At 52.6% G+C, this 12,888-nt stretch carries 9 protein-coding genes; 4 read left to right on the top strand and 5 right to left on the bottom strand.

All coding sequences use genetic code 11. From position 1 onward, the window contains the following. The 4 genes from LAT75_RS13080 to nei all read left to right on the top strand — a co-directional run. Window positions 1-786: threonine synthase (locus LAT75_RS13080; RefSeq protein WP_291483123.1), on the top strand; the 786-nt coding region annotated here is incomplete at its 5' end. A 263-nt stretch (window positions 787-1,049) separates the two neighbouring features. After that, window positions 1,050-2,249 (top strand): methyltransferase, encoded by a 1,200-nt coding sequence (locus LAT75_RS13075; RefSeq protein WP_291483122.1) that lies wholly within the window; start codon window positions 1,050-1,052, stop codon window positions 2,247-2,249. A 15-nt stretch (window positions 2,250-2,264) separates the two neighbouring features. Beyond that, window positions 2,265-4,139, top strand: a complete 1,875-nt coding sequence (locus LAT75_RS13070; protein ID WP_291483121.1) for a PAS domain-containing sensor histidine kinase — start codon at window positions 2,265-2,267, stop codon at window positions 4,137-4,139. A 60-nt stretch (window positions 4,140-4,199) separates the two neighbouring features. Further along, window positions 4,200-5,027 carry an endonuclease VIII gene (nei, locus tag LAT75_RS13065; protein WP_291483120.1) on the top strand — a complete coding sequence of 276 codons (828 nt, stop codon included), beginning with the start codon at window positions 4,200-4,202 and terminating at the stop codon, window positions 5,025-5,027. A gap of 45 nt (window positions 5,028-5,072) precedes the next feature. Here nei and LAT75_RS13060 read toward each other — a convergent pair whose 3' ends face one another. The 5 genes from LAT75_RS13060 to secG all read right to left on the bottom strand — a co-directional run. Continuing rightward, entirely contained in the window at window positions 5,073-5,846 is a 774-nt protein-coding gene (locus tag LAT75_RS13060) for a DUF1499 domain-containing protein (protein ID WP_291483119.1), read from the bottom strand. A 35-nt stretch (window positions 5,847-5,881) separates the two neighbouring features. Beyond that, window positions 5,882-8,422, bottom strand: a complete 2,541-nt coding sequence (locus tag LAT75_RS13055) for a M14 family metallopeptidase (protein ID WP_291483118.1) — start codon at window positions 8,420-8,422, stop codon at window positions 5,882-5,884. Between the two features lie 53 nt (window positions 8,423-8,475). Next, entirely contained in the window at window positions 8,476-9,375 is a 900-nt protein-coding gene (dapA, locus tag LAT75_RS13050) for a 4-hydroxy-tetrahydrodipicolinate synthase (protein ID WP_291483117.1), read from the bottom strand. 150 nt (window positions 9,376-9,525) lie between these two features. Beyond that, the gene (gene ppc / locus LAT75_RS13045) at window positions 9,526-12,345 is read right to left on the bottom strand and encodes a phosphoenolpyruvate carboxylase (protein ID WP_291483116.1); all 2,820 of its coding nucleotides are present in this window, start codon (window positions 12,343-12,345) and stop codon (window positions 9,526-9,528) included. 256 nt (window positions 12,346-12,601) lie between these two features. Continuing rightward, on the bottom strand, window positions 12,602-12,888 hold a 287-nt coding region (secG, locus tag LAT75_RS13040; RefSeq protein ID WP_291483115.1), incomplete at its 5' end, for a preprotein translocase subunit SecG.

Below are 12,888 nucleotides of genomic sequence, written 5' to 3'. Positions count from 1 at the left end.
GCCATCCCAACAGCCGGAAACGCAGGCGGGGCCCTTGCGGCTTACTGTGCCCTCGCCGGTGTGCCTGCCCATATTTTTATGCCGAAAGATACGCCCTTTGCTTTCCGGCAGGAATGTGAATCAGCCGGCGCTGAGGTGGTACTGGTTGACGGACTCATCAGCGACTGCGGGAAAATGGTTGGTCAGCTGAAGGAGGAAAAAGGCTGGTTTGATGTCTCTACCCTGAAGGAACCTTACCGGCTCGAAGGCAAAAAAACGATGGGCTATGAATTATTTGAGCAGTTTAACGGGAGCCTGCCCGACGTCATTTTTTACCCGACAGGCGGCGGAACAGGCCTGATCGGCATGTGGAAAGCCTTCGATGAAATGGAGCAGCTCGGCTGGATTGGCCCGGAGCGTCCGCGCATGATTTCCGTTCAGACTACCGGCTGCGCACCCATTGTACGGGCCTGGCAGCAGGGCACAGAGCATGCCGAGTTCTGGCAGGGCGCCCAAACCTGCGCTTCCGGCTTGCGCGTACCCGGAGCCGTGGGCGACTTCCTGATGCTGCGTGCCATCCGCGAGAGCAGGGGTGCGGCAGTTGCAGTTACGGATGAAGCCATGATGCACTACAGCAATGAAATGGCCCGCCTCACCGGGATATTTCCGGCACCGGAGGGCGGAGCCGTTTTTGCAGCCATGATGCAGCTGCTCGAAAAAGGTACCGTATCTAAAGAGGAACGCATTGTGCTTTTTAACACCGGAAACGGCTATAAGTACCTCGAAGCTTTTCAGCTGCACCCGTAAAGCAGCTCAGATAAATAAACAGGATTCCGGGCGATGGTTTCTGAGTTTTGCAAAGTCGTCCGGAATTCTGTTTATCGTTTGCGTATCAGTGGTTTAGATTAAAAAGTTGGAAATTAAACGAGGCATCACACACAAAAAAAGAATTAGCAGTCAGCAAAGTTGGAAGTATCCGGCAGATCTGAGCGAAACAAGAATAAATTCGTTTTGAAAGTTCAGGAATAGTAACTTACGCAATTATTCGAATATCATTATTTAATCTGTGTATGGCTGTATTTCAAAACGAGGGTAAGACCTGGCATTTTAAGCGTTACCCTGAAACCACGAACCGCTCCCTTCGAAGCTGGAGCGCTGCCGACGAACTGCTGCTGAAAGAATTTAACGAGTACCGCGAGCAGGCTGAGTTTACAGCTTCTGAGCTTACAATAGCCCTGTACCACGACCGCTTTGGCTTTCTGAGCACCGTGCTGCACAGCTGGAAACCCCGGAGCATTGTAAACTACAGCAGTCAGGATAAAGCAATGCGTCAGAATTTCAGTCAGAATAACCTCAGCATTGATGAAAGCCTTCGGTTAACGCCTCTTCAGAAATCAGAAGAGACATTCAGCCTGGTACTGATGAAGGTTCCGAAATCAATGGAGCTGTTTGAGCTGTACCTGCGCCATATAACGCTGCATGCAGGCGATGGCGGCAGTCAGCAGGTTTTTGCCGGGTTTATGACACGGCATTTCACCCCGCAGATGCTTGAGATCAGCCGCCGTTACTTTGGAAGTGTTGAGCAAAGCCTCGCTCATAAGAAAGCAAGGCTCCTGAAGCTTAGCAAGCCGCTTGAATCAGCTTTTAATACGGCAGGTGCAGCATCACCCTTTGATGAACTGCGAAAGGAAATCAGCTGGAAACTTCCGGAACAACTCAGGCAGGATGGTACCGATACGCTTACCTTACAGCAGTATTACGGTGTTTTTTCTTCCGGCGAGGTTGATGAGGCAACAAATCTGCTGCTGTCGCATCTGGAGCTTGATGAAACGAAACGTGCAATCCTGGATATGGGGTGCGGCAATGGCATTATTGCCAAAGCTGTGCAGATGATGAAGCATACGGATGATGCTGAAATCCATGCCCTGGATGATGATTTTCTTGCCTGCGAGTCAGCTAAACTCAATCTGGGTGAGGCCGCAATGGTGCACCACTATGACGGCCTTGATATGTTTCCGTCTGATTTTTTTGATGTGATTTTCACCAATCCGCCGGCCCATTTTGAACATGAGAACAACATTGAAGTGAGCCTGTCCCTGTTTAAGCAGGCAGCGAAAAAGCTGAAAAAAGGGGGTACACTTTGGGTGGTATCAAGCCGCCATCTGAATTACGGAACGCATTTAAAAAGCTGGTTTACCTGCACCGTTAAAGCACAAACGCCGGCTTTTGAGCTGCTTTTATGCAGGAAAGAAAGCACAAGCCCGGCTTAAAACAGCCATGTTAGTATGAAGGCACAAGCTGAATCCGCTTTTTTTGAGTTGCTCAAAGACGATAAAAAAATATTCGATTTCCTTATGGATTTCGGAGGAGGCGGGATTGTGTTTTTTCCAAATCTGTATGAGAACGACTGTTACCTGAGCCCGAGAGCTGCCGATCTCGAAGAAATCTCTTCGCGGAACATGAGCAAAGCTGCGCAAAAACTCAGGGAAGATTACGCAGCATTTCAGACCGAAAACATACCGGTTATAGATAAGCTGGTTTTCAGCCATGAATCCGGCTTGCTGATGGAGCGGTTTGTGCACGTAATGTTGAGAAAGCGGGAAAATAAAACCGCTCTTTCAATGATTATCGGTATTAAAGACACCTCAGAATCCGACAAAAAAAGACGACAGTCGTACAAAGAGGCTTTTGCAAACAGTGAGCGCTTTAAAAGATCAATCGTTGGTGCCCTGCCTGATCTTGTAATCCATTGCGATCATACCGGCCGGTATCTTGATATCGTGAACTACAAGCCTGAGAAAAAACTCATTTATGACAAAGCTGAAATGGTCGGTAAACGGGTCTCAGAAGTGCTGCACGACGGCACCGGCCTGAAAATTGAAGAAGCAATCCGGAAATCAGTACTGAGTCAGAAACTGGAAGTTGTAGAGTATAAGCTGCTGATAAAAGGCAGGGTCCAGTATTTTGAAGCCCGGATTGTTCCCTACAAGAAAAATGAAGTAATCGCGCTGGTACGGAACATTACCGACGAGCAGGAAGCCAGCATCAAGCTCACGCGTACCAAAGAGGCGCTTCAGCAAACCAACGAAATGGCAATGGTTGGTTTCTTTGAGCACGACTTTCTGGAAAACCGCTCTTACTGGTCAAAAACGTTTCGTGAAATTATTGAGGATAGTAATTCCGCTCCGGATCTGTCGCTCACCATGGAAAGGCTGAGTTTCGCAGACAGCAAAGATGGTATTTATGTACTGTTTGAAAGTCTGAAAAATGAGAAAAAAGACCGACTCACCAGAGAAATTCAAATCAGAACATATAAAGGCCGAACCAAATGGGTGAAGTGTACTGCTCTGGCAGAATATCATAAAATCAGATGCGTACGCTTTTTTTGTACCGTTCAGGATATTACCCAGCAGAAAAAAACGGAACAGGAACAGGAACAGCTTATTACCCTCACCAAACGTCAGAATGATCAGCTGAAAAACTTTTCCGGTATAGTGAGCCATAACCTGCGCTCACATACATCTAACCTGAAAGGTCTGATTGATATGATACGTGAAGATCATCCGGATTTTTCGAAAAGTGAGATGTTTACGTATCTGGGAGAAGTATCAGAAAACCTGAGCGATACGATCTCAAATCTGGAGGAAATTGCAAAATTCACCCTCGATAGCAATAATGAACTCGATCGGATCAGCCTGGGCAAAATTGTTGCCAAAACCATTACCCAGGTAAAAATTCTGGCAGAGCAGGCCGGAATAGAAATCATTAACCTTGTGCCCGAATCGGTGCATGTAGACGGGGTGCCGGCTTATCTGGACAGCATTGTGCTGAATTTCCTTACCAATGCCATTAAGTACCGCGATACCGACAAGCAAAGCTATGTGAAGCTTTTCAGCACGGTAAAGGGCCCCTACACGGTTTTTAATATTGAGGATAACGGCCTGGGGATTGACCTCGACCGCCACGGTGACAAGCTTTTTCAGCTCTACAAAACCTTTCACCGCAACAATGATTCGAAAGGTATTGGCCTGTTTATTACCCGAAACCAAATTGAAAGTATGGGGGGGCATGTAGAGGTAAAAAGTGTGCCGGGTAAAGGAACTACTTTCATGGTTTTCTTCCCGAAAGTGAGCAGGTCCGCTTCACGGAATGAAGGCTGATTAACCGAATGTTGAGCTGATTCATAATCCTTACTCAACCATTCAAAAACGCATTCATTTATGCCGGAAGGCCCCGAAATTCATCTTGAAGCCCAAAAAATCAGGGAAGTACTTGGCGGAAAAACATGCACCTACACCTGGTTTTATCACGAGCATCTCAAACCGTTTGAACGGGAGTTGAGCGATAAGAAAATTCTCGATGTACAGGCCTACGGCAAGGGACTTGTGATTTCTTTTGAGGGCGATGCTCATATCTACAGCCACAATCAGCTGTATGGCCGCTGGTATATTGCAAGGGCCGGAGAGTACCCCGATACTACCCGAAGCCTCAGGCTTGAGCTTCAGACCGCACACCACTCCGCCCTGCTCTACAGTGCAAGCGAGATTGATGTGATGGATGCCGAATCTCTCAAAACCCATCCGTACCTGAGCGCAATTGGCCCTGATGTGCTGCGCTGCACCGTGCAGGATGTTCTGGACCAGTGCCGGAGCCGTACTTTCAGCAACCGGGCGTTTTCCGGCCTGCTGCTCGACCAGCATTTTCTTGCGGGAGTAGGCAATTATCTGCGCTCGGAAATTCTGTTTTGCAGCGGCGTTCATCCTTCCGAAAAACCATCAAAGCTGGGCGAAGCACGCCTGCAGCATTTTGCGGAAACCGCCCTGCTGATCAGCAACCGGGCCTTCGATACGAAAGGCATAACCCTCGATGAATCCCGTGTTGCACAGGCGAAATCAGCGGGCATAAAGCGGCGCGGTTACCGGCACTACGTTTTCGCCCGCGAAGCTGAAGCCTGCTACAGTTGCGGTACTGAAATCGAAAAAACGGCCATGAACAGCCGGCGCATCTATCTCTGTAAAACATGTCAGCCCGTACCGGCCAAAAGCTGATACGGGCTGAAAAGTAAGTTTTGCTGATACCAGAGCGGGGCGGGCTTAGTCTGCGAGATTATCCTTCAGGTCGGCCATAAAACGCTGTACCCGTTTTGCATTTACGCCGAGATCAGTGCCGCCGATGCGCGATTTGGAACGCATGTCGAATACGGTGCGGCCGTTATCGGAAACCAGCCGTATAACGACATCATCCTTAAAGCCAAACCACGGTAGCTTTTCAGTTGCCTCGATAAGGCCGGTTTCGTAATTGCCGGCTACCAGATCCCAGCCGCGCGCGCCTATCAAACTAACTGCTTCGTCGTAAACGCGCTGCTTCGGGTAAGGCAGGTAGATGGTGATCAGATCAGGGAAGGCTGCCCGCTGCAGCATGGCAACCGCATCCCCGCCGAATTCGGGCGGATTAGGCGCATCGGCACGGAGCGGCAGAATGGCATCAAAAGCAGGCGGGTTTTGGGTATCAGTCGATACTTCGTGCAGAAACGGGTTGTTGTTAACCTGTGCCTGCCAGTAAAGCGCGATCGAAACGGCCGTGACGCTTAGCAAAACCGTAAGCAGGGTGTACGACAGATGAAGACCCCTGCTGCGGCTGCGGTTGGCAAAGTACAGGGAAAGCAGCCCGGCAATTCCGAACACAATCAGCATGTATCCGCTGATGCGCAGCACGGCAAACGCTGTGCTCAGCCCCCAGATGCCCCAGTTATAGCCGTATCCGGAAAAGGCAAAAGCCAGTGCGGTGAGCGCAGTAAGTCCGAACAAAGTCGAAAAATACCAGGATGAAAACGCAGAGGATTTTGGTTCGGCTTCAGGGTTTTCCATGGAGAGATGCTGTTTGGTTGAATAAATCGGAAGTGCTACTGACCCACAAAGAACAGCGCATTCGCAAACAGCAGGGCGCCGTTGTGCCAGAATCCGCGAAAGATGGGGTTGTCGTTAAGGTACACAATATTCCCGCGCCCGTATGGCTGAACGCCGAAAACGAGAGAGTTTTCTATGTGTTCTTTCACCCGGTAGCCTTCAAAACCGGAGCGGTGAGCGCCGGTTTGCAGGGTACCCACGTTGAAACCGTTCTCCAGGTATTCGAAAGCTGTTGCGCCTGATTTCAGCGAGTAGTAAAATTCCGGGTAACCAAATGCAAGCGGATGGCTGTTATCAAGGGCGATATAATAGATGCTGCCGGTAATCAGGCTCGCGGCGGCATCGCGCTGCCGGTCTTCGGTGCGGAGCAGCTGCCGTGCCGTGCGCTCTTCATCCGTAAGCTCGGGCATGCCGCGCATCTGCTGAAACTGATCACCATCATCAAGGGCACGGATAGAGTTACCGAAGGTAATCATGCGGCCTCCGTTGCGAATCCAGCGGCGAAGATCATCTTTCACCTGTCCGCTCACCTGATTGAGGTATCCGCCCTGCGGCAGAACGATCACATCAAAATCAGAAAAATCGACCCGGTTCAGGTGGGTATGCTCAAAAACGGAGTGCGGATATTCCAGCTCCTGATCAAGGAAATGCCAGATTTCACCGAAGTTGTTTGGGTTAGCACCCGGACCGCCGATGAGCGCAATACGCGGCGCATGCACCATAGGTACGCTTGAGGAGCCAAAATCACGGCCGTTCATCACAAGTCCGGTGTTAAGGGCAACCAGCTCACGGCCGAGTTCTTCCGAAAGCTCCCGAACGATGGTATCAAACCGGTCGCCAAGGTTCTCGTTACCGCGGCGGGTAAGGATGAGCGTGCCCCGCTCCCAGGTGCGCTGCCCGTCCATGCTGAACGGCTGCGTTGCGAAGCGCACGCGGATGTTGTGCTGCAGCAGCTGCGCCAGGAAAAAAGCATCCTGTTTGCTGCCCCAGCCGGCAAGGTAGGCGTAGGGCTTATCGGGCATGACGCTGAAATCCGTTACGGGATGGCTCACCGCAAAAGTCCCGGCCGGATCAATGCGGCGTTCTATCGCGAAAGCTTCCAACCCCATGGCGTAAGGTACCGCCCATGCGGTGATGTCGTAGGTGAGGGAATCTACCACGGTTGTGCGGGGCTCAAAAAGCACGTTCAGCAGAACCGATTTGGGCTGATGCGCGCTGATGAGCAGGTCCTGACTGCTCAGGCTGATGTTGCGCTCATCGAGCGACTGATAGTCGAGGGCGCGCACCGAGCGCACTTCCGGCGCCTTACCATAGCTGATGCCCCAGGCATCGAGGTAGCTGGTGAGCAGCTCGAGTTTATCCGCGCTGTTGTTGCCGGAAACCACATAGGTTTTGTGCGGCGCATAGGGCGTTGCCGCGGCATCGCGGAAAAAACGGAAGAACTCTTCAGCAACCCGCTCATAATGCAGCGAGGTAACTTCCACCGTTGACATACCCGCAACATGCTGATTCAGGATGCGGCGTGCAAAAGTGAGGGTGTCGCCTTCAGCCGTTATCACGCTGAGGCCGCCCTGCGAGTTGCCGGCCTGCTCGTAGGTCATGCCGATGGCCCCGTTAAAGGTCGGGTAGGTATCGCCGTAGCTCGGGTAGAACAGGTCGAAGAATTCGCGGGTGAAATAAATCCGGAAATCTTCATCAAAATGACGGGCGTGGTTTTCCCCAATCGTCTGCTGAAAATCCCGCTGCCAGTCGGAGATGGCAACATGAAACGGCTCGGCGGCCGGCGGAAAATAATACGGCTGATCTACGCCCATTTCGTGGAAATCGGCATGGATATGCGGCATCCACTGATGATAGGCTGCCATCCGCTGCCGGGTTTCGATCTGTACCTGCCAGGCCCAGTCGCGGTTGAGGTCGTAGTTGTAATGGTTAGACCGGGCGTTGGGCCAGGGTTCGATATGCTCGCGGGAGGCACGGTACGGATCGGGCTGACGCCCGGCAGTTTGATGGTACCAGTTCACGTAGCGGTCGCGTCCGTCGGGGTTCAGCAGCGGATCGATGATTACTACAGTGTTCTGAAGATGGGTATCATCACCGGTGGCAAGCTCATATAGCGTGAAAAGCGCGGCTTCCGTAGCGGATATTTCGTTGCCGTGCACGTTGTAGCTCAGCCACACGATGGCCTTCGATTCAAGGGCGGTAGCCTGCCCTTCCAGCAGACCCGCGCGGCGCAGGTTGTTCGTTCTGATTTCTTCCAGGCGGGCCAGGTTTTCAGGCGTGCTTACATACAGCAATACGAGGCTGCGGCCTCCGTACGACTTCCCGTACGGCTCAGCCACTACACGGTCGCTGTTTTCAGCTACATGCATCACATAATCCATCACACGGTGATGCGGGGTAAGGCGTTCCCCTTTGGCGTAGCCCAGAAAAGCCTCCGGCGACTGTACCTGCTGTGCAAAGGCTGAAGAAACTGTGGCGAGCTGCATCATCCCAAATAAACAAAGCAGAGCCATCGTGGCGCGTAACGTACGATTCATAAACGGGTAGTTAGTAGTGTGGGGAAAAAGAAAACCGATCCGGAACATCATGTTCAGACCAGTTTCAGGTTTTGAAGTTCTTCGGTAAGGCTGGTGCGCAGGCGCGGGCTCATGGGTACAAGCGGGAGCCGGAGCACGTTTTTGATGAGGCCCATTTCGGCGAGAGCTGCTTTCACTACGGTGGGATTGCTCTCCCAGAAGTTGGCTTTCATAAGGGGAAGCAGCTGATAATGCCGGGCACGTGCCTGCTCAAAATCGCCGCTGAGTGCCGCATTTACCATCTGCACCATCAGTGCCGGTGCTTCATTGGAAATCACCGAGATGGTTCCCCTGCCGCCGCAGCCAAGCACGGGCAGGGTGATGGGATCGTCGCCGGCCAGCACCGTAAACGGCTGCGGAACCCGCTGAATCACATCCATGATCTGATTGATATCGCCGCTTGCTTCCTTAACGGCAATAATATTAGGATGCCGTGCCAGTACGATGAGCGTATCTGTTGTGATGTTCACGGCCGTGCGGCCAGGCACATTGTACACAATTATGGGCAGATCAACGGCATCCGCAACAGCGTGATAATGGGCAAGCAGGCCGTTTTGGGTGGGCTTGTTGTAGTAGGGAGATGCAATCAGCAGGGCCTGTGCCCCGTGTTCGCGGGCCAGCTTTGAGCGGGTGATGGTAGTTTGCGTGCAATTGGTTCCGGTACCCGCTATCAGCAGGGCCCTGCCGCTGAGCTTTTTGCGGGCAAGATCGAGCAGCTGCACGAACTCGGCCTCCGAAACGGTGGGGCTTTCCCCGGTTGTGCCGCAGACCACAACCCCGCTTACGCCGCCTTCGAGCTGCCAGTCCAGCAGTTTTCCGAAAGCAGCAAGATCCAGGCTGCCGTCTTCCGTAAAAGGCGTTACAATTGCCGTATATACCCCCTCAAGCCTGAGGTTATGCTGTGATGCGCTCATAAATGGATGATGAAATCAAAATTCGTATGAAAAAACCGGATCATTTTGAATATACGAAAGTAAACGGATGAGCAACATTCGACGGACTTCAAGCCATGTAAAAGGGCGTGAATGCTCACGCCCTTTTAGCATTTTTCGCAAAACTACGATTTAGCCGGTGCTTTGCATAGCGGCAGCAATGCCGTTAATGCTGGTGAAAAGTAGGTACCGGAGCTCACCGCCTTCGTCTGATTCCGGTTTTTCACGCCAGCGGGTCATCAGCTCGGCCTGCACAAGGTTGAGTACATCGGTGTAGGGGTTACGCAGGCGGATTGATTTCTGAATGACCGGGTTGTTATCGAGCAGCTCTTTCTGACCGGTAATCTGAAGGATGGCTTTTTTCGCAAGGCCAAACTCCTGATGGATGAGATCGGGTATGGTGCTGATTTCACTCAGGCTCGTGTAATAGGGAGCGATTGAAAAATGTGCCCGTGCCATTTCGCGCTGTGCGTTGTCGAGCACAACCCGGAAAAACGGCCATTCCCGGTACATCTGCTGCAGCTTTTCGAGCTTTCCGTGCGTCCCGATTTGCTCGTTCAGCGCAGAGCCGACCCCGAACCAGCCGGGGATGTTGTGCCGGATCTGTGTCCAGGCAAAAACCCAGGGGATGGCGCGCAGGCTGCTGAAATCGACTTCGCTGCCTGTTTTGCGCGAAACCGGGCGGGATGCAATCGGAAGCCGCGAGATGTGCTCGATAGGCGTAACCGAGGTGTACCAGTTCCAGAAATCCTCATGGTGAATCAGCCCGTGATATGCATTCATGGAGCGGTCTGCTATTTCGCTCATCACCGCTGAAAAGCCACCGTTTTCCGGCTCGGCTGACTCCTTGTGGTAGCCGAGTCCGGAGGCGGTTGCCCGCAGCATGGCGTTCACAATCTGCTCGATGTGCCGGTGCGCTACGTGCGTGTGCGCATAGCGGAAGGAGATTACCTCGCCCTGCTCGGTAAAGCGGATGCGCCCGCTGTGGCAGACCGGCGGCAGGGCCAGCATACCCTGATTGGCCCGGCCTCCCCCCCGGCCTACAGAACCGCCGCGGCCGTGAAACAGGCGGAAGTCGATGTCATAATTACGGCACACCCTCGCCAGCTTTTCCTGAGCCAGGTGCAGCGACCAGTTCGCCATCCAGTAGCCGCCGTCTTTGTTGCTGTCGCTGTAGCCCAGCATAATTTCCTGAAAGCGTCCGAGGGCTTCGAGGTGCAGGCGGTAAACCGGGTTTTCGTACAGCAGTGCCATGAGTTTGTCACTGTTCTCAAGATCTTCCACGGTTTCAAAAAGGGGCACCACATCAATCCGGCTTTTTACTTTTCCGGCTTCCAGCTGCCATAGGCCGCACTCTTTGGCCAGAATGAGCACTTCCATCATATCGCTCACCTGATGCGTCATGCTGATGATAATGCTGCCAATGGCCTGCGGATCAACCCGCGTCGTTTTGCGGATGGTGTGGAAAATGTCGATCGTATCCTGCGTTTGGTCGCTCAGTTTTGTGCTGAAAGGTACGAGCGGCCGCGGGTTTTTGAGCTCTTCGCTGAGCAGTCTGATGCGCTCTTCTTCGCTCAGGCGGGAATAGTTTGCGGTTACGCCGGCCTGTGCGAACAGCTCATTGATGGTGTGCTCAAAAACAGAGCTGTGCTGCCTGATATCGAGCGAAGCCAGTGAAAGGCCAAAAGTGCGCACCTGCATGAGTAGCGTTGCGATGGAACCGTTGTCGGCCATTTCCGCAAAGTTTTGCTCGCGCAGGCAGTTTTGAAGAAACTGCAAGTCGTTCAGAAAGGCCTCAAACGTATAAACAAAAGCCTCTTCATCGGGCTTGGCAGGGCGCAGCAGACCTTTATCATCCGGCGGAAAGCTGAGCTGCAGCTTGGCCATAATCTGACTGATGCGGATGCGGTATGGTTCGTATTTGTGAACAGTCTCTATTTCCTGACTGAGCCTTACCGTGCTGCGGTCGGCTTCGATGGCATCCGAAAGTTTTTGCGGCACGCTGATTTGCCGTGTCGAAATACTGAGCTCACTCCGGAGCTCTTTGAGTGCTTCGAGATACAGCTCAACAACGGCATTGCGCTGCGCCTGAAGGGTGAAGCGGCTCACCTCTGGCGTAACAAAAGGGTTGCCGTCACGATCGCCGCCAATCCACGAGCGGTAGCGGATGAAAACCGGCATTTCAGGGGCCTTGCCGTAATGTGCAATCAGGGCCTGACGCATATCCCGGTAAATGAGTGGGATGGTTTTCCAGATCGCGTTGGTGAAAAAGTACAGGCCGTTTTTGATTTCATCATAAACGGTGAGGCGGGTGCTGCGTACATCGTCGGTGTTGAGCAGCAGCTTGATTTGGCGGAACATCTCGTCAATTTCTTCGGCTTCTTCAGCCCGGGTGAGTTTTTGAGAGCCGAGCCGGCCAAGTGCTTTTGAAATCCGGTTTTGGATGCGCAGTACCGAGCGCCGTCGGGCCTCGGTCGGGTGCGCCGTAAGGGTCGGCTGAATATCCATTTTCTGAAGCACCTCAACCACCTGCTCGTAGGTAAGCCCGGAAGCTTTGAGGATGGCAACCGCCTGCGAAATGGACTCCGCCCGGGTTTTGCCGGCATCTGCCTGAAGCTCTCGCTGCCGGTTAATGCGGATGATTTCCTGCTGCTCGGCCTTGTTTACCATGTGGAAAAAAGCGGTGTAGGCGCGCAGCAGCCAGTCAATCCGCTCAAGATCGAGAGTGCTGATGATGTGCCGGGTTTCATCCCGCAGCGCATCTTTATTTTCAAGGTAGGCTGTTTTGCACTTGCTCCGCAGTCCGTCAACGAGGTCAAACATGTCCCGGCCGGCCTGATCGCGCACGGCTTCACCGATTAATACGCCCAGCAGGTTCACCTGCTTGCTGAGTGAGGTTGAAATGCCGTCGCCTTCAGCATTTACTTGTATTCCTTTCCAGGTAGTTTTCATAGCAAAATTGAGTCTGTTTTTTATAGGTCTGTAACCGGTTCGGTCGGCCGGTACTTGTTATCTGCACTGCAGGAAGGGTTTAACGGCATGAATAGTTCAGACTGCAAAGCTGAACGAACCCTGTTCTTCAAAGGTAAGGAGCGAATATACACTTTTCAGGCCGCTATTGAGGGTGCTCCGAAAGCGCTTGCGGACTGTTAAAATGAAAAAAGCCTTCATTCCGCAGAATGAAGGCTTTAAACAAAGCATAAAAAAGCTATTCCTGATTACCGTTGTTTTCAGCCGGCGCCGGTGCAGGAGCGGGTGCAGGTAATGTTTCCTGCGGAAGCTGCAGGTTTGGCGGAGCAGGCTGCTCAAAGCCGGTGCTGCGCTGAATCACACTGCCTTCCTGCGGACCTTTGTCGATCAGGAAGTTGGCGAGCAGGCACAGAACCAAAAAGGTACCGCCTAAAATAGAAGTTGACTTCGACAGGAAGTCGGCCGTGCGGCGGGCTCCCACCATATTGCCGGCACCACCGCCAACGTTACCGGCCATTCCGCCGG

The sequence above is a fragment of the Cyclonatronum sp. genome (assembly GCF_022565315.1).
Taxonomy (GTDB): domain Bacteria; phylum Bacteroidota; class Rhodothermia; order Balneolales; family Cyclonatronaceae; genus Cyclonatronum.
Note: the sequence above shows the minus strand (reverse complement) of the source record. Positions and strands in the feature narration are given on the sequence as shown.